Raw genomic sequence first — 16,851 nt, 5'->3', positions numbered from 1 at the left:
AGGGAAGTCAAAAATGTGCGCATTTCGCGTGATTCCGCGGGAGTGGATGGCTGCGAAGTTGTGCACAGGGAGCGCTAGCATCCACAACCTTCAAGTCCTGCTTCAACCCACAAGTCATCCACAGGGTGTGGAAATTCAAAAGCCAGATCAAACCGCTTTTCAGTGTCAGAACCCGTGGTTCAGGCTGAATCTATCCACAGATGTTGTGCACAGGCTATGCGGCGTTTCGCGCAGGCTTTCCACATAGTTATCCACAGGCCATGTTGCGTGTGTCGGAACCCGTCCTTAGCGTTGGGGGCGGCCCTCTCGAACGTCGCGCTGAGGGCTGCCCATTACCCGGTCGATGTGGAGGACGCTGCACCTATGTCGATTGCGGACATCTCCGAGGATCGCCTCGGCAAGCCCCGAGACTTTGAGCGCACGCCGCCCCACGACGTTCTCGCAGAACAGAGCACGCTCGGGGGCATGCTGCTCTCGAAAGACGCCGTCGCTGACGTTATCGAGTCCCTGCGCGGCACGGACTTCTACATCCCGAAGCATGAACTGATCTTCGAGGCCGTGTTGACGCTGTATTCGCACGGCGAGCCCACCGACGTGGTCGCCGTCACCGACGAGTTGATCAAGACCGGTGAACTGCAGCGTGCCGGCGGGGCCGACTACCTTCACACCCTTACCTCGATCGTCCCGACAGCGGCCAACGCCGGCTACTACGCGTCGATCGTCTCTGAGCGGGCTCTGTTGCGTCGTCTCGTTGACGCGGGCACTCGTATCGTGCAGTTGGGGTACTCGGGCGAGGGCGAAGCGCTAGACCTCGTCAACAACGCACAGGCCGAGATCTACTCGGTCAACGGTGCTGAAGCGACCGAAGACTACGTACCACTGACGACTGCCGTCGACGCGGCGGTTGAAGAGATCGAAGCCGCTCGCGGTCGCGACGGTCAGATGACCGGCATCCCGACCGGGTTCTCGGGTCTTGACCAGCTCACAAACGGTTTGCACCCCGGCCAGATGATCATCATCGCCGCTCGTCCGGCCATGGGTAAGTCGACGCTTGCACTGGACTTCGCCCGTTCGTCAGCAATCGCAAACAACATGCCCACAATCGTGTTCTCTCTTGAGATGGGCCGTAGCGAGATCGCCATGCGTTTGATGAGTGCCGAGGGATCGATCCCGCTGCAGTCGATGCGCAAGGGCACGCTCGACTCCCGCGATTGGACGACCATCGCGTCGACGCGCGGCCGCATCAACGATGCACCGCTCTACATTGATGACTCCCCCAACATGACGCTGGTTGAGATTCGCGCCAAGTGTCGCCGGCTCAAGCAGCGCGTCGGTCTGAAGATGGTCATCATCGACTACTTGCAGCTGATGACGAGCGGTAAGCGAGTGGAATCCCGCCAGCAAGAGGTGTCTGAGTTCTCGCGTGCACTGAAGCTGCTCGCTAAGGAGCTCGGTGTTCCGGTCGTCGCGCTTTCGCAGTTGAATCGTGGTGCCGAACAGCGCTCTGACAAGAAGCCGGCACTGAGCGACCTTCGCGAGTCGGGCTCGATCGAGCAGGATGCTGACATGGTGGTGTTGCTCCACCGCGAAGCGGCCTACGAAAAAGACAGTCCTCGCGCGGGCGAGGCCGACCTCATCATCGCCAAGCACCGCAACGGACCCACCGACACACTCACCGTGGCGTTCCAAGGCCACTTCTCCCGCTTCACCGACATGGCCCCGGGCGACTTCGGGTAGATGTGCACTCGCACCTTCGCACCCTGATGGCGGCGTTCGCCTCGGGTGTGCCTGAACCCGCTGCTAAGACGGGACCAGTATGAAACTCTTTGCACCATGACCGGACCGTCGGAGCAACTGCGTCGCAACTGGCTCGAGGCCCAGCAGCGCAGAGAGCGGCTGGAGGCAGAGATGCACCTTCTGCGACAAGAGCGCGGCGCCGATGCCGCCGACGATGAGCACGACCCTGACGGTGCGACGCTGTCGGGTGAATGGTCGAGACTCGAAGGTCTGCGCGTCGCGACGGCGGCCGAGCTCGACGACCTGGTTGCTGCAATCGCGCGAGCTGAAGCCGGCACCTACGGCGTGTGCATCGGCTGCGGGCGCAATATTCCGGCGGCGCGGCTTGAGGCCCGTCCTGCGGCTCTGCGCTGTGTCAACTGCGCGGCGAAGTAGGGGTCGCCACACACCGCAACCTGGCGGTCGCCCAGGGCGAGGCAACGACACCGGCGATGCAGAATTTCATGTGATTCGAATGAAACTGACGGATCGGCGGCTTCTCGTCTGCGAGCGGCAGGACGCGCCGACATAATGAGCGAATGGGCAATACAAGACTGCGGTGGTGGACATTGGGGGCGATCTTCGCCGTCGTGCTCGTGGGGCTCGCGGTGCTCATCGCGGTCACCTCATCTGGACCCGACGGCGATGAGGCCACGAGCGACAGCGAGGTGCGCGAGGCTGGCAGTTGGACGCTCATGGTCTACATGATCGCCGACACCGACCTCGAACCGTTCGCGCTCGACGATCTCGCTGAGATGGCGTCAGTCGGCTCGACCGATGACGTGAATATCGTCGCCCTGGTGGATCGCAGCCCCGACTACTCTGACGACCCGGCGGTCGATCTCGCCGATTGGGAAGACACCGTGGCCTTCCGGGTGGAAGAAGACCACCTGCAAATCGTCGATGAGCCCGGCGAGTTGAACATGGGTGATCCTGAAACGCTCGCCGACTTCGTGGCCGACACCGCAATGCAGTTTCCCGCCGATCACTACGGACTCGTTCTTTGGGATCATGGCGCTGGATGGCCGGGAATGGGGCCAGACGAGACCAACGACTTCGATGTCCTCACGCTTCCCGAGATGAATGAGGGCTTGAGCGACGGTCTCGAACGCGCGGGAATCGAGGCTCTGGATTTCGTCGGGTTTGACGCCTGCCTCATGGCCACCTACGAGGTCGCGAGCATCATGTCGTTGCACGCCGAATTCATGCTCGCGTCGCAGGAGCTCGAACCAGGACACGGCTGGAACTACCAAGAGCTGGCTGTGCTCACGGATGGCCCGCAGACGACAACTGCCACTGATCTCGGCACCGCCCTCATTGATGGGTACGCCCTGCAAGCTGACGAATGGGGGACGGGATCAGACATCACGCTCGCCCTCCTCGATCTGTCTGAAGTGACCGAACTTCAAGCTGCCGTTGCCCAGCTCGCAGGTGCCTACGAAGCGGATCCTGACGGGCTCGGGCCCACGATGGCGAGGGCCCAGTCGGGCATTCTCGAGTTTGGTCGCAATCCCGATCCAGAACTTGCTACTGACCAAATAGATCTCGGCAGCTACGTGGAAAACCTCGCTGAGTCTGGGGGCGCTCAGGTTGCCGACGCTGCCGACGCGGTGACGGCGTCACTCGAGGCGATTGTCGTCGCAGAGACGACAGGACCCGCAACCGACTCGGCCTCTGGCCTGTCGATCTACTTTCCTGAAGTTGAACAGTACTTTCTGTCTGACTATCTGACTCTCGAGGACGTGCCAGCCTGGCCAGGCGTGCTGTCAGCGTTCTTCGAGAGTGGCCGCGAGCTCGCCGTGGAGATGAGAGCCAGCTTCGAAGACGACGAAACCGCGACCGACGTCAGCTTCAGCGACGCTGGCGTATCATTCACGGCTTCAATTCCGGCGGCTGCAGCAGCTGCGGTGATCAGCTCGACCGTGTCGGTGGGATACCGCGACGGCGACGACATCGTCTATGTGGCCGAGATGGCTGTGCCCTTGTCGGTTGGCGTCGACCGCGCATCGATGAGCGTTGACTACGACCTCACCTACATGACGCTCAGCGATGGCGAAAGCGAGATCGACGTATATCAGGACGTGACGACTGACCCCGAGACCGGCTATCGAACGATCGACGTTCCGCTCGAGTACGTTTCACCCGACGATGATGTCATTCAAGACGCGCTACTGTCGATCATCGTCGATGACGACGACACGATTCTCGAGGAGGACTTCTATCTTCTTGACGATTCGGGCACCTATGGGGCGTTGGTTCCAGATAGCGATGGCTGGATCTACCCGGTCGCGCTCGTGCTGGTCGACGATGAGCAGTGGGAATATGAACGTACCGATGACGACGGCATCTCGGCAGATCTGCCGGCTATCGAATATGCGCTGAACTATCTTGAGCCTGGCACGACGCTCGTTCTCGACGCCGACGTGCAAGACTACGGACAGCAGGCCGATACGGTGAGCGTCGAGGTGGACATCCCCTGACGGCTAGGCTCTGCGGGCGGTTTTCGCTCGCCTCCTCCTCGCCCCAAAAGAGATCCGATGTCTGGATATCATTGCGGTATGGCTGTCACTGACGAAGCGATTCTTCGGATCAAAGAAATGATCACGTCGGGAGAACTCGGACCCGGCGCCCGACTGCCACCAGAGAAGGAACTCGGGGAGCGCCTGGGCCTCTCACGCAACTCGCTACGCGAAGCGGTGAAAGCGCTCGAGGTGATGCGCGTACTCGACGTCAGGCGCGGCGATGGCACGTACGTCACCAGCCTCGAACCGCGCCTGCTGCTCGAAGCGCTGAGTTTCGTCGTTGATCTTCACGCGGACCACTCACTCGTGGAGATCTTCGGCGTGCGTCGCATCCTGGAGCCTGCGGCGGCATCACTGGCCGCCTTGCACATGACCGATGAGATAGCCGACTCGCTTCAGCTTCAAATAGATGAGACCGATGCTGAGGGCTCTATCGAAGAGCTTGTAAGTCACGATGTGGCGTTTCACCAGGGCATCGTCGATGCATCGGGTAATGAGTACTTGGCGCGGCTTGTGGAGTCGATTTCAGGGGGGACTGTGCGCGCGAGAGTTTGGCGCGGCATCACTCAGCAGGGTGCCGCGAGGCGAACCATCGACGAGCACAGCGCGATTCTCGCAGCACTTCGTCGAGGCGACCCCGAACTTGCCGCGGCGCGCATGCTCACGCACGTCAGCGGTGTTGAGGAATGGTTGCGCGACGCGACGCCCCCGGACGATGTGGCGTAACGCCAGGCTTTGGCTCAGCGGAGATGGCTGAAGCCACCCCCGCTGAGCCCAGCCGCGCTACGCGCTCAAGAGTCACGCACTGGCGGGTTGTCCGCGCCAGGTGAATTCCTCGATCGAGGTCGAGAGCATCTCTGTTCCTGCACCCGGCGTGGTGGGCGCAATGTACTGACCGTCGCGAATCACCGTCGGTGTGATGAAGTGCTCGTGCAGATGATCGACGAACTCAATCATTCGCCCTTCCATCTCACCGCTCACCGCGACGTAGTCGAACATCGAGAGGTGTTGCACTGCCTCGCACAGCCCGACGCCGCCGGCATGGGGGCACACCGGCACCCCGAACTTGGCAGCCAGAAGCAGGTTCGCGATGTTCTCGTTGACCCCACCGACGCGCGCAGCATCAATTTGCATCACCGATAGCGACCCTGCCTGCAACATCTGCTTGAAGACGATGCGATTCTGCACGTGCTCGCCGGTTGCGACGCGAATCGGTGCGATGCCGCGGGCGATCGCAGCGTGCGCCAAGATGTCGTCGGGGCTCGTGGGCTCTTCCACCCATGCCGGCTCGAACTCGGCGAGGGATTGCACCCACTCGATCGCATCTGCGACATCCCAGCGCTGGTTCGCATCGATGGCGATGGGAAAGCCGGCCGGCACCGATGCGCGGGCAACTCTCATGCGACGAATGTCGTCGTCGAGGTCGGCGCCCACTTTGAGCTTGATCTGCCCGAAGCCATCCGCGACGGCTTCTTTGCACAGGCGCGCCAGCTTCTCATCGGAGTACCCGAGCCAGCCGGGCGTCGTCGTGTAGCCGGGGTACCCAGAGTCGAGCAGATTCTGGATACGCTCCTCGCGCCCTGGCTCAGCGGCGCGCAGAATCTGCAACGCTTCGTCCGGCGTGATCGCGTCCGTCAAATAGCGGAAGTCGACGATCGAGACGATTTCTTCGGGCGTGAGCTTCGACAGGTGGAGCCAGAGCGGCTCGCCCGCGCGCTTGGCGCGAAGATCCCAGAGGGCATTGACGACCGCGCCGATCGCCATGTGCATGACGCCCTTTTCGGGGCCCAGCCAGCGCAGCTGTGAATCGTGGTTGAGCAGCGCAGATGCGGCACCCATATCTGAGAGCAGTTCGTCGATGTCTAGCCCGAGAATGTGATCGCGCAGCGCGTTGATCGCGGCAACTTCGACGTCATTGCCGCGTCCGATCGTGAATACGAACGAATGCCCTTCGAGACCGTCGGCCGCGTCGGTTTCGATGACCACGTACGCAGCGGAATAGTCGGGGTCGGGGTTCATCGCGTCGGAGCCATCGAGGCTCAGCGACGTGGGGAACCGGATGTCGTGTGTGACGACGTTGGTGATGACAGCCATGTCTTCCTCTCCACATGCCAATGAGTAAACATCGGATGTATAGGTATCAACCTAACCCAAAAGGAATCATTCCATCAAACCGATTCCCGTTTTCATGGGATCTCTACGGCTCAATGAGCGCAAAGAGGCGCGAATACTCTCTAGGGCCGCCCGAATCTATACCCCTTAGGGTATTTTGGAGAGGTGCTCGACAACCGAGAGGATGCTGAAATGCCCCCAGAGAGCAGTTCCCCCGCCGTGCACGATCCTGACGCGCAGCGCAAGATCGCAAACCGGCTGAAGCGTGCCCAGGGCCAACTGGCCGCAGTTATCGCCGCGGTCGAAAGCGAAGCGCACTGCCGCGATGTTGTGCAACAGCTCTCGGCCGTGTCAAAAGCGATCGATCGTGCTGGGTTCCTTGTGATCTCCACCGCGATGCAAGAGTGTCTTGCTGATACGGATGCCGATTCTGACACCCAGGTGAAGGAGCTCGAGAAGCTCTTTCTGACTCTCGCCTAGGACATTCCCCGGCCCGCAGCCGCTCCCGTGTAATAGCGTCGTGCGAGAGGCGCCAAACAGGCGCGCGGGGAGGAATCGATGGATCTGGATGCTGCGCTCAGCGACGATGGACGCAAGCTGATCGAGGATTATCACCTTGCTACGCTCTCTACCGTCGCGCCCGACGGCAGTTTGCACGTAGTGGCCGTCGGATTCACGGTCGCGGACGGGGTCGTTCGCATCATCACGAGCGATGGCACTCAGAAGGTGCGCAACATCGAACGCGACCCGCGCGCGACGGTCGGGCAGGTCGCAGGGCCCCAATGGCTGAGCATCGCCGGTGATGCCACGATTGAACGGGATCCAGAAGCCGTTGCCCGCGCGGTGGAGCTCTACTCAGCGAGGTATCGCCAACCGCAGCCGAACCCGAAGCGCGTGGTGATTCGCATCGCGCCGAAGAAACTGATGGGCTCACCGACATTGAGGGCTGCTTCACCGCCAAAGACGCCGCCCCCGAGCGCGCCGGCCACGAGCACGCCGCGAGACGAGCGCCGCTCGAAGCCGCGAAGCGCAGTGGCCACTCCGAAGGCGTCGTCGCGTCTGATCACCGAAGTTCCAGACCCGCGATTTGTGATGTCGGGAGACGGAATTCGCATCGCGACGTATAGCTGGGGAGACACCGACGCCAAGACCGTGCTCTGCGTGCACGGCTTCGCGTCGAGCTCACGCGACAACTGGGTAAGCACGGGATGGGTGCGTGACCTCACCCGCGCCGGCTTCCGTGTTCTTGCTGTCGATCAGCGCGGACACGGAGCGAGCGAGAAGCCGCACGAGGCTCGCGTCTACACGATGCCGTCACTCGTCGGTGATCTGCTCACGGTGCTAGACACGTATCTGCTCGACGACGTCTCACTTGTCGGCTATTCGCTTGGCGCGCGCGTTGGCTGGCAGCTTGCCGTCGATGCACCGCAACACGTTTCACGCGCGGTTCTGGGCGGCATTCCAGACGGCAGACCGTTGGCACGCCTGCAGATCGAGCAGGCGCGAGCGTACGCCGAGAACGGAGTTGCGGTGGAGGATCCGGTGACCAAGAACTATGTAACGCTCGCAGAACGCGTGGTCGGCAACGACATCAAGGCATTGATCGCCCTCGCGGAAGGAATGCGTCTCGCCGACAGCGATCCGGATCCCGCGAATCCTCCCACGCAACCGGTGCTGTTTGCCACCGGAACGGAGGACGCAATATTCGAGCGTTCGCGGTTGCTCGCCGATGCCACGCCGCAGGGGATTTTTGCGCCCGTGCCCGATCGTCACCACTTCAACACGCCTGGGTCACGCGACTTTCGCGAGCAGGCGCTGTCTTTCCTCTCCCAATAGCAATTCGCGCTAGGCGGTCGCTCCCAGCGACACGACTTAGACTTGCACCATTCGTCTGCGATTGCAGGCCCGAGATCTCCGCAGGATTCCCTTGACATCACCAGCCCGTATTCCCACGTTCGAAGTGCGGCACGTGCAACTCGCTCGTGCCGCGTTCGCGGCGATTGCGGCGGTGATGATCACCTTCTCCCCCGACCATTCGGCGCTCATCGGCACGACGGTCTTCAGCGGATTTGCTGTGGCCACAGGAATGGTGTTCTTGCTGTCGGTGTGGTTGGTCTATCCGGCCGGAGCACGCTGGCCGTCTGTGCTTTTGGGCATCGCCGCCCTCGTTGCCGGCATGGTCGGAAGCATTGCTCCCGCGCGCACGGCTGTCGGCTATCTTGTGCTCGTCATCACGTGGGCCATCGCCAGCGGACTGATTGAGACGCTCGCGGGGACGCGAGCGTTGCGCAATGCGCGCACACCGGGTGCCGCGCCCACCATTGGTGGCGTCGAGCAGCGCGTTGCGCCCGCTGCGGCGCTCGCTGCGCAGCATCCTGCAGCTAAGAGCGAGGCACGAGACGGAGTAGTGATCGGCACGCTCACGCTGATCTTCGCCACGGCACTGTTGTTCGTGCGCCCGGAGTTTGCGCTCGACTACACGATCGACCAAGCGGGCCAGACATTCACTCTCACCGGCATTGTCGTTGGTGTGGGTGTGTTCGGCGCCTACGCGGCAATCGTGGCCGTGTACCTCGCAATCGCTGGCTTTTCGCCGCGTGCCGCCACGCCAACAACTACCGAAGCGGCGGATTCTGCGCCCGTCGAACAGAAGGACCCCGCGTGACTGACGACAAGCCCACCACCCGTCGCGACCTCATGAAGCCGGTGCAGCTGCTGGGTCTCGCGTTCGCCGCAGCACTGTTCGCGGGAGTCGTCACTCTGGTATCGATGGGCTTCTTTCAAGACCGCCCCGGCAGTGACGCACAGGTCGCAATCGTCACCGCACTCGTGGTGGCGGGTGTTTCATTCATCGCAGTGCTGCTCGTGGTGTCGCTATTGCTGCTCGCCATTGATCCCACCGAGTTCACCAAACCGCTCGAAAAGCCGGTCTTGCTGCCCGATGAAGAATCGACTGACGACGTCGAAGGCGACGCCGATCCGAAGGCGTAGGCGCTCGCCGCTACGAGAGCTCGTCCACGAGTTGTGACGCGAGACCGGCATACGTAGCCGGCGTCAGAACGAGAAGTCGCTCCTTGGCGGCATCGCCAATATCGAGGCCGCGCACAAACTCTGCCAGTTCCACCGCTCCCACACGGCGCCCGCGGGTGAGTTCTTTCAACAGCGCGTAGGGATCTGTGATCTGTGAGCGACCGGCAGCGATCTCGGCGCGCACGACAGTCTGGATCGCTTCGGCGAGAACTTCCCAGTTTGCGTCGAGATCGGCCAACAGCACAGTCTCGGCAAGAGAGATTTCGCGCAGGCCGCGCGCAAGATTGTCGAGAGCCAGCAGGGAATGGCCGAAAGCGACCCCGATGTTGCGCTGCGTCGTCGAATCGGTGAGGTCGCGTTGCATACGAGAGGTCACAAGGGTCTGCGACAGCGTTGCGAGCAGTCCACCTGAAATCTCGAAGTTCGCCTCGGCGTTTTCGAAGCGAATCGGGTTGATCTTGTGCGGCATTGTCGACGAGCCAGTGGCGCCGGCAACCGGAATCTGGGTGAAGAAGCCGACAGAGATGTATGTCCAGATGTCGGTTGCGAGGTTGTGCAGAATGCCACCGGCGTGACGCACGCGATCGTAGAGCTCCACCTGCCAGTCGTGCGACTCGATCTGCGTGGTGAGCACGTTGAATCCCAGGCCCAGGCTTTCAATGAACGAACGAGAGAGCTCGGGCCAGTCCACATCAGGTTCTGCGGCGAGATGTGCAGACCATGTGCCGGTCGCGCCAGAGAACTTCGCGAGGTACTCCCCGCCTTCGATCTGCGCGGCCACCCGCTTGAGACGCCACGCGAACACGGCGATCTCTTTGCCCATCGTCGAGGGGGTCGCGGGCTGACCGTGCGTGCGCGACAACATCGCAGCATCCCGGTGCTCGACAGCGAGCTGCGCGAGCGCCTCGATCACAGCGTGCAACTTAGGCAACCAGACCCGTTGCACCGCACGTTGCACAGTGAGGGCGTAGGCGGTCGAGTTGATGTCTTCGCTGGTGCAGGCGAAGTGCGTCAGCTCGGCGATCGAGTCGAGACCGAGCGTCGACAACCGGTCACGCACCAGATACTCGACAGCCTTCACATCGTGTCGGGTGACCGCTTCTTTGTCGGCGAGCCAGTCGATCTCAGCCTGTCCGAACTCAAGGTAGAGCGCGCGTAGACGGGCTTTATCGTCGTCAGCCAATGGTGCTGTTCCGAACAGCGAGCGGTCGGTGAGGGCTACGAGCCACTCGACCTCTACCTCGACGCGGGCACGGTTGAGGCCGGCCTCTGAAAGGTAGTCAGCGAGACCGGTGACGACGGACTGGTAGCGACCATCGAGCGGGCTGAGGGGCTGAGGGGGGAGAGAGGACACGGTGCTCCCGTCGAAGCGCATTGAGGCGATAGCCGGTATCAGCGCACCGGACGAATCGCAGGTTCGAGTTGCCGGAAGAGAGACCGGCTCGCGCTTTCAATCATACCGAGGACCTCATCGAACAATCCGGGCCCCGCGTAGTACGGGTCAGGCACATCCACCGAGGTAGCAGGGTCGTCGAACGACATCAGCAGCACGATCTTGTCTGCATCTGCGTCGGATCGCGCCCATCCGCGCAAAATGCGCTCGTGGCTTCGGTCGAGCACCACGATCAGGTCGTTGTGCGCGAAATCGGCATGGGTGAACTGCCGCGCCCGGTGGTGGCTGCCATCGAAGCCCGCTCGAGCGAGCGAGTCGAGCGTGCGCTGATCAGCTTGCTCACCGACGTGCCAGTCGCCGGTTCCTGCACTGCTTGATGCCACTCGCGCACCCAAGCCAGCATCGTCAGCGACCTTGCGAAATACCACCTCAGCCATAGGCGATCGGCAGATGTTTCCGGTACAGACGAAGACGACGCGGAAAGGCTCGGCGGCACTCGCGGTCATAGTTTCCATTCTGGCCCTGTTGGCGCGCTTTCATCGAGTCGCGGTCACGATACGACGGGCATTCGGGTGAATCGAGGACTTCGCTCCTCCCCACCGCCAAGGCAGACCGGCCGCGTTCACATCTCGAGCAGGGGTGGATGCTGCCGCGCACGCGGCAACAAAGATAAACGTCATGTTCGTTGAAGCGCCCTGTTCTCCTGCCGCTACCGCCACCGATCAGTTGGCGATTGTGGTGCGGGAGTTGGAGTCGATCATCGCTCCGCTTTGCACCGCGCTTGTGCAAGCACGCGCGCTGGATGCCGCAACGCAGTGGCAGTCCAAGACAGCAACGGCGTTTCACCTGATGGCTGAGGACTGGGCACACGACCTCAGCCGGCTCGGCGTGCTCGCATATGAGGGCGTGGGTGATGTGCGACGCGCGCATGAACATGCCGCCTACGCCGCGTGGGCGTGCGAGTGAGCGGCGAGCTCGACATTCGAGGTGGCGGAGCAGTTGAAGTCGACACTGCCACGCTTCGAGAGACCGCCGCACGTTTCATCGTCGCTTCCGACGAACTCAGCCGAATCTGCGCACGCGTGGGCAGCTTGCAGAACATGCTCTTCGCCCAGCGGCAATACGCGGGGGTGGCATTGTCGACGCTCGCGCTGCTGACGGCGCGATTGACTGATGCCGCCGCGCGTGGCGAGAGGATCGCCGCAGATCTGCGGGCCGCGGCGGCCGTCTACGAGCTGGTTGAGCTGAATGCGCGCCATACGGTGGCGCTCTGGGCGGGCGACGACGGTGCTGTGTCGGCGATCGAGAAACAGCGGGCCGCGTTGATGGCGCAGCATCCCGAAGCGATGGAACGTGCTCGTCTGGCCGAGTTCGAACGTGCCGTGCTCTGGCCCGGCGACCTCGTACGTCAAGCAACCGAGGCAGGCTACGACCTCGGCGGGCTATTCGATACCGCTCGAGGCGCTGACCTGCTTGCGGCCGCGGTAGGCGGCGTAGCCGTGGGCGGCACCGCCATTGGCTTCGCTGCGCTCACCGGTGTTGGCGGGTGGGGTCGAGTGCAAAGTGACGTGACGCTGAACGGATCGGCGCAGCCTGTGCAGGTGGCTGCTTCGAAGCAACCGTCTGCTGCTGCGCCGACGAGCCTCACCAGTGCTGCGGAGCGCATACCCCGCACCGGGGCGAGCCAGGTCAGGGTCGAGAAGTACACGATGGCTGATGGAACTCGACAGTTCGCCGTCTACGTCTCGGGCACGCGCACGATGGCGGTGAGCGCTACGGAGCCGTGGGACTCCCGCTCGAACGTCGAGCTCTACAGTGGATCGCGCTCCGCGTCATACGACGCCACCGAATCCGCGCTGCGTGCTGCGGGTGCACGCCCGGGTGACGTCGTGCACGCGTTCGGTCATTCGCAGGGCGCGATGATCACCAGTCATCTTGCCCTCGAGAGCGAGTACAGCACCCGCACACTCGTGAACTTCGGCTCACCAGTCGAGGCAGATGTGGGCTCATCAACGTTGAGCGTCGGGATTCGACACACCGATGACCCGGTTGCTGCGCTCGCCGGTGGGGGTTTCATGGAGTCGGTGGGCGCCCCTGGCAGCTTCATCGCGGAACGCGAGGCGCATCCTTTGGCTGGCACGGACGACCTGGGCATTCCATCTCACCAGATGACGAGCTACGTCGAAACGGCGACGATGCTTGACGCTTCCGCTGACCCGCGGGTGAATCAGTTGAGCGAGGTCTTTGAGGAGCTCGCACACGCGACCACGGTTGAGGTCACCGAGTTCGCGGCGACGCGGGCCGGTTCCGAGGGCGCTACTGCTTCTCTTGGGGACGAAGAATGATGCCGAAGAACCAGTTGATGAGGGTGATGATGATCGCCGCAACTACGCCCCACCAGAAGTCCTCGACACGCAGACCGAAGTCCCAGAACTCGGTAATCCATGCGCTGAACCAGAGCAAGAATCCGTTGATGAGAAGACCGATGAGACCCAGAGTGAGGATGTAAAGCGGGAACGCCAGCACTTTGATGACGGTGCCGATGATCATGTTGACCAGCGCGAAGATGAACGCCACCAGCAGCAGGGTGAGCACAAGTTGCAGAGTGTCGCCGGGGGCGAAGGGAATCACGCTCACCTGGAGGGCGGGAATAAGGGTCACCACCCAGATAGCGAACGCGTTCACAATGATGCGGATGAAGAAGCTCATAGTGCGGATAGTCTCGCATGCCAGCGGACTCGTAGACTCAGCAGGTGACCGACGCTGCAGATATCCCCGTCCGCGTCCGCCCCGAGATCGCAGCCCTCCCCGCCTACAAACAGGGTCGGCAAGCTAGCGGCGACGCCTTCAAGCTCTCAAGCAACGAGAACCCGTTCGATCCGTTGCCAGGCGTAGCTGAAGCACTGCGCGCCGAAAGCGCCGTCAACCGGTACCCCGATGCCACGGCTAGGCGACTGCGCGAGCGCCTCGCCGCGCGCTTCGGGGTGACCTCTGACGAAGTGCACGTGGCTGCTGGCAGCGTGTCGATTCTGTCGCAGTTGATACTCGCCACCGCCGCAGCGGGAGACGAGGTCATCTACGCGTGGCGTTCGTTCGAGGCGTACCCATGGCTGACGGTGGTTCCCGGTGCGGTCGGCGTGCAGGTGCCGCTTACCGAAGACGCTCGCCACGACCTGCCCGCGATGGCAAGCGCCGTCACTGACCGCACGCGGGCCATCATCGTCTGCACGCCGAACAACCCGACCGGCCCGGCTGTGACGCAGGCAGAGTTCGACGACTTCGCCGCGCAGATCCCGAGTGACGTACTGATCATTCTTGACGAGGCATACGCCGAATTCGTGACAGCGCCAGGCGCGGTCGACGGAACTCTCGTACTTGCACGAGGCACCCATCCAAACGTCGTGATGCTGCGCACCTTCTCCAAGGCATGGGGTTTGGCAGGCCTGCGCATTGGGTACGCGGTCGGTCATTCGAGAATTCTCGATACCGCGCGCAGCACCGGCATTCCGCTCTCGGTCACCGCTCACGCGGAGTCGGCTGCGTTGGCGAGCCTCGACGTCGAGACCGAACTGCGGGCACGTGTTGCGGTGATCGCTGAGCGTCGGGATCGCCTCGCCGCAGGTCTTCGCGAGATAGGTTGGCGCGTACCTGACGCGCAAGGCAACTTCGTCTGGCTGGCCACCGGCGACGAGACGATGGCGGCCGCTGAGGCCTTCGAAGCGGCGGGACTGATCGTTCGCCCCTTCGCCGGTGAAGGCATTCGCATCAGCGTCGGCGAGGAGGAATCTGTAGGCAAGGTCTTACGAATCGCCGAATCCATTGTTGGAGCCCTCCCAGCCGCTCATCGGGGCCGACGGTAGCGTTAGAGCCGTGACGTCTGAAGAATCGTTGACCACTGACGCCCCAGCGATCCCCGAGGCTCCCGGGATCGTGCGTATTCTCGCCGCGGACGGGTCGTTTGCGCCCACGCCAGCGGCAGAGCCATATCTAGACCTCGTCGACTCTTTGAGCGATGCTGAGCTCGAAGGCCTGTATCGCGATATGGCTGAGATTCGCGCGTTCGACGTGCAAGCGACGAATCTGCAGCGACAGGGTCAGCTCGCACTCTGGCCACCGAGCTATGGGCAAGAAGCTGCGCAGGTCGGTTCGGCGCGGGCAGCGCGTGCACAGGACCACCTCTTTCCCTCGTATCGCGAGCATGTAGTAGCGCGCATTCGAGGGGTGGACCCCATTCACATCATTCGCATCATGCGTGGACTCACCCACGGCGGATGGGATCCGACAGACCCGAAGAACGGCAACACGCACATTTACACGATGGTGCTCGGGTCGCAGACGTTGCACGCTACCGGGCTCGCCATGGGCCTCGTATTCGATGACCGCTGCGGTAGCGGCGACGTTGACCGTGATGAAGCTGTCATCGTCTACTACGGTGACGGCGCTTCGAGCCAGGGCGATGTGCACGAGGCTATGGTGTTCGCCGCGAGCTATCAGACGCCCGAGGTGTTCTTTCTGCAGAACAACCAGTGGGCGATCTCAGTGCCCGTCGCCACGCAGTCTCGCTCACCGCTCTACAAGCGCGGTGAGGGATACGGCATGCCCTCGATCCCCATCGACGGAAACGACGTCATCGCAAGTTATGCCGTAACGCGCCGAGCACTCGATGAGGCGCGCTCCGGAGCGGGCCCCCGGGCCATCGAAGCCATGACGTACCGGCTCGGCGCGCACACCACCAGCGATGACCCTACGAAGTACCGCACGGCGGCCGAAGAAGAGTCGTGGCAGCTACGCGACCCCATGGTGCGCATGCGTGCCTTCCTGCGCTCACGCGGCGCGGCCGACGCATTCTTCGATGACGTTGAGGCCGAATGCGCTGCCGTCGCCGATGACATCCGCGTTCGAACAAACGAGCTGGGCGGACTTGAGCAGTCAATGATCTTCGACAGCGTCTACTCGGAAAAACACCCATTGATTGAAGAACAACGCACGTGGCTCGCCGAGTATGAAGCATCCCTAGAAGGAGATGCGTCATGAGCGAGATGACCACCATGCCCCTCAGCCGTGCTCTACACGCCGGGCTGCGCGCGGCCATGTCAGAAGACGATCACGTCATTCTGATGGGCGAAGACATCGGAAAGCTCGGTGGCGTTTTTCGTGTGACGGAGGGGCTTCAGGCGGAGTTCGGAGAGCGTCGCGTGCTTGATACGCCTCTTGCCGAATCGGGCATCGTGGGAACAGCAATCGGTCTTGCCATGGGCGGGTTTCGACCCGTCTGCGAGATTCAGTTCGACGGCTTCGTCTTTCCCGCGTTCGACCAGATCACGTCGCAGCTCGCCAAGCTGACCTATCGCCACGAGGGCGCGATTCAGATGCCGGTCGTCATCCGCATTCCCTACGGCGGCCACATTGGCGCAATCGAGCATCACCAAGAGAGCCCCGAAGCGTACTTCACGCACACGCCGGGTCTGCGGGTCGTTTCACCGTCGACCGCGAACGATGCGTATTGGATGATCCAAGATGCGATTCGCTCGCCTGATCCGGTGATCTTTCTTGAGCCCAAGAGCAAGTACTGGCAGAAGGGTGAGGTCGATCTCACCGCGCGTTCAGTGCCCCTGCACGCCTCTCGCATCGTCAGGCGCGGCACCGATGTGACTCTTGTGGGTCACGGTGCGATGGTGACGACGCTGTTGCAGGCAGCAGCTTTGGCCGAATCTGAGGGCACGAGTTGCGAGGTCGTTGACGTTCGCTCGCTGTCGCCGGTCGACTACGGGCCAATCCTCGAATCCGTCCGAAAGACCGGCCGCATGGTTTATGCCCAAGAGGCGCCCGGTTTCACCTCGGTCGGCAGCGAGATCGCCGCGACGGTGATGGAGCGGGCGTTCTATGCCCTTGAGGCGCCGGTGTTGCGCGTCTCAGCGTTCGACACACCTTTTCCTCCCGCCAAGCTCGAGGGAAAGTTCCTTCCCGATGCTGACCGCATTCTCGAAGCGGTCGACCGCGCGCTGGCCTACTGACACT

Annotated in this window: 17 protein-coding genes and 1 pseudogene; 14 read left to right on the top strand and 4 right to left on the bottom strand. The window is 62.4% G+C overall.

Going from position 1 to position 16,851, the window contains the following annotated elements; genetic code table 11:
* Positions 1–363 precede the first annotated feature (363 nt).
* The 4 genes from dnaB to SJY18_RS08715 all read left to right on the top strand — a co-directional run bounded on the left by dnaB (position 364) and on the right by SJY18_RS08715 (position 5,024).
* Positions 364–1,737, top strand: coding sequence for a replicative DNA helicase (gene dnaB, locus SJY18_RS08730; RefSeq protein ID WP_337336658.1), 1,374 nt, complete (start codon positions 364–366; stop codon positions 1,735–1,737).
* 96 nt (positions 1,738–1,833) lie between these two features.
* Entirely contained in the window at positions 1,834–2,172 is a 339-nt protein-coding gene (locus SJY18_RS08725) for a TraR/DksA C4-type zinc finger protein (protein WP_337336657.1), read from the top strand.
* Between the two features lie 143 nt (positions 2,173–2,315).
* The gene (locus SJY18_RS08720; RefSeq protein ID WP_396667268.1) at positions 2,316–4,256 is read left to right on the top strand and encodes a clostripain-related cysteine peptidase; all 1,941 of its coding nucleotides are present in this window, start codon (positions 2,316–2,318) and stop codon (positions 4,254–4,256) included.
* A gap of 78 nt (positions 4,257–4,334) precedes the next feature.
* Positions 4,335–5,024: a FadR/GntR family transcriptional regulator gene (locus SJY18_RS08715; RefSeq protein ID WP_337336655.1), complete on the top strand. Its 690-nt coding sequence runs from the start codon at positions 4,335–4,337 to the stop codon at positions 5,022–5,024.
* Between the two features lie 72 nt (positions 5,025–5,096).
* Here the strand turns inward: SJY18_RS08715 and SJY18_RS08710 are convergent, their stop codons facing one another.
* A complete protein-coding gene (locus SJY18_RS08710) occupies positions 5,097–6,392 on the bottom strand; it encodes an L-fuconate dehydratase (RefSeq protein WP_396667267.1) in 1,296 nt (431 codons plus the stop codon).
* A 210-nt stretch (positions 6,393–6,602) separates the two neighbouring features.
* On the opposite strand from SJY18_RS08710, the gene SJY18_RS08705 reads away from it, so the two are divergent.
* From SJY18_RS08705 to SJY18_RS08685, 5 genes and pseudogenes are all read left to right on the top strand, one after another.
* Positions 6,603–6,890: a metal-sensitive transcriptional regulator gene (locus SJY18_RS08705; protein ID WP_337337632.1), complete on the top strand. Its 288-nt coding sequence runs from the start codon at positions 6,603–6,605 to the stop codon at positions 6,888–6,890.
* Between the two features lie 78 nt (positions 6,891–6,968).
* Positions 6,969–7,325: pseudogene (locus SJY18_RS08700) on the top strand (pyridoxamine 5'-phosphate oxidase family protein); the annotation flags it as partial.
* A 177-nt stretch (positions 7,326–7,502) separates the two neighbouring features.
* Positions 7,503–8,246 carry an alpha/beta fold hydrolase gene (locus tag SJY18_RS08695; RefSeq protein WP_396668901.1) on the top strand — a complete coding sequence of 248 codons (744 nt, stop codon included), beginning with the start codon at positions 7,503–7,505 and terminating at the stop codon, positions 8,244–8,246.
* 91 nt (positions 8,247–8,337) lie between these two features.
* Positions 8,338–9,075 (top strand): acyl-CoA synthetase, encoded by a 738-nt coding sequence (locus SJY18_RS08690; protein WP_396667266.1) that lies wholly within the window; start codon positions 8,338–8,340, stop codon positions 9,073–9,075.
* Complete coding sequence (locus SJY18_RS08685; RefSeq protein WP_396667265.1) at positions 9,072–9,401, top strand: amino acid transporter; 330 nt, start codon at positions 9,072–9,074, stop codon at positions 9,399–9,401. Before SJY18_RS08690 ends, SJY18_RS08685 begins: the two co-directional genes overlap by 4 nt.
* Before the next feature lie 10 nt (positions 9,402–9,411).
* On the opposite strand, the gene purB is transcribed toward SJY18_RS08685, so the two are convergent.
* Positions 9,412–10,794 carry an adenylosuccinate lyase gene (gene purB / locus SJY18_RS08680; RefSeq protein WP_396667264.1) on the bottom strand — a complete coding sequence of 461 codons (1,383 nt, stop codon included), beginning with the start codon at positions 10,792–10,794 and terminating at the stop codon, positions 9,412–9,414.
* 38 nt (positions 10,795–10,832) lie between these two features.
* A complete protein-coding gene (locus tag SJY18_RS08675; protein WP_337336650.1) occupies positions 10,833–11,339 on the bottom strand; it encodes a low molecular weight protein-tyrosine-phosphatase in 507 nt (168 codons plus the stop codon).
* A 172-nt stretch (positions 11,340–11,511) separates the two neighbouring features.
* Here SJY18_RS08675 and SJY18_RS08670 point away from each other — a divergent pair, with 172 nt between their 5' ends.
* Both SJY18_RS08670 and SJY18_RS08665 read left to right on the top strand, forming a co-directional pair.
* Positions 11,512–11,799, top strand: coding sequence for a hypothetical protein (locus tag SJY18_RS08670; RefSeq protein WP_337336649.1), 288 nt, complete (start codon positions 11,512–11,514; stop codon positions 11,797–11,799).
* On the top strand, positions 11,796–13,178 hold the full coding sequence (locus SJY18_RS08665) for a hypothetical protein (RefSeq protein ID WP_396667263.1): 1,383 nt from the start codon (positions 11,796–11,798) through the stop codon (positions 13,176–13,178). Before SJY18_RS08670 ends, SJY18_RS08665 begins: the two co-directional genes overlap by 4 nt.
* On the opposite strand, the gene SJY18_RS08660 is transcribed toward SJY18_RS08665, so the two are convergent.
* Entirely contained in the window at positions 13,150–13,542 is a 393-nt protein-coding gene (locus SJY18_RS08660; RefSeq protein WP_337336647.1) for a phage holin family protein, read from the bottom strand. The genes SJY18_RS08665 and SJY18_RS08660 overlap by 29 nt on opposite strands.
* A gap of 44 nt (positions 13,543–13,586) precedes the next feature.
* Between SJY18_RS08660 and SJY18_RS08655 the strand changes: the two genes are divergently transcribed.
* Genes SJY18_RS08655 through SJY18_RS08645 form a run of 3 tightly spaced genes read left to right on the top strand, consistent with a single transcriptional unit; the run spans position 13,587 to position 16,847 of the window.
* Positions 13,587–14,693 (top strand): histidinol-phosphate transaminase, encoded by a 1,107-nt coding sequence (locus tag SJY18_RS08655; protein ID WP_396667262.1) that lies wholly within the window; start codon positions 13,587–13,589, stop codon positions 14,691–14,693.
* A gap of 10 nt (positions 14,694–14,703) precedes the next feature.
* On the top strand, positions 14,704–15,867 hold the full coding sequence (locus SJY18_RS08650) for a thiamine pyrophosphate-dependent enzyme (protein WP_337336645.1): 1,164 nt from the start codon (positions 14,704–14,706) through the stop codon (positions 15,865–15,867).
* A gap of 5 nt (positions 15,868–15,872) precedes the next feature.
* Positions 15,873–16,847: an alpha-ketoacid dehydrogenase subunit beta gene (locus SJY18_RS08645; RefSeq protein WP_396668900.1), complete on the top strand. Its 975-nt coding sequence runs from the start codon at positions 15,873–15,875 to the stop codon at positions 16,845–16,847.
* The last annotated feature ends 4 nt before the right edge of the window (positions 16,848–16,851 follow it).

The organism is Microbacterium sp. R86528 (genome assembly GCF_044596335.1).
GTDB lineage: Bacteria > Actinomycetota > Actinomycetes > Actinomycetales > Microbacteriaceae > Microbacterium > Microbacterium marmarense.
This window is presented reverse-complemented; position numbering and strand designations above follow the sequence as displayed.

Coding starts and splice junctions, on each gene's coding strand:
- dnaB (WP_337336658.1), top strand. CDS start 364: ATGTCGATTGCGGACATCTCCGAGGATCGCCTCGGCAAGCCCCGAGAC.
- SJY18_RS08725 (WP_337336657.1), top strand. CDS start 1,834: ATGACCGGACCGTCGGAGCAACTGCGTCGCAACTGGCTCGAGGCCCAG.
- SJY18_RS08720 (WP_396667268.1), top strand. CDS start 2,316: ATGGGCAATACAAGACTGCGGTGGTGGACATTGGGGGCGATCTTCGCC.
- SJY18_RS08715 (WP_337336655.1), top strand. CDS start 4,335: ATGGCTGTCACTGACGAAGCGATTCTTCGGATCAAAGAAATGATCACG.
- SJY18_RS08710 (WP_396667267.1), bottom strand. CDS start 6,392: ATGGCTGTCATCACCAACGTCGTCACACACGACATCCGGTTCCCCACG.
- SJY18_RS08705 (WP_337337632.1), top strand. CDS start 6,603: ATGCCCCCAGAGAGCAGTTCCCCCGCCGTGCACGATCCTGACGCGCAG.
- SJY18_RS08695 (WP_396668901.1), top strand. CDS start 7,503: ATGTCGGGAGACGGAATTCGCATCGCGACGTATAGCTGGGGAGACACC.
- SJY18_RS08675 (WP_337336650.1), bottom strand. CDS start 11,339: ATGACCGCGAGTGCCGCCGAGCCTTTCCGCGTCGTCTTCGTCTGTACC.
- SJY18_RS08670 (WP_337336649.1), top strand. CDS start 11,512: ATGTTCGTTGAAGCGCCCTGTTCTCCTGCCGCTACCGCCACCGATCAG.
- SJY18_RS08660 (WP_337336647.1), bottom strand. CDS start 13,542: ATGAGCTTCTTCATCCGCATCATTGTGAACGCGTTCGCTATCTGGGTG.
- SJY18_RS08645 (WP_396668900.1), top strand. CDS start 15,873: ATGACCACCATGCCCCTCAGCCGTGCTCTACACGCCGGGCTGCGCGCG.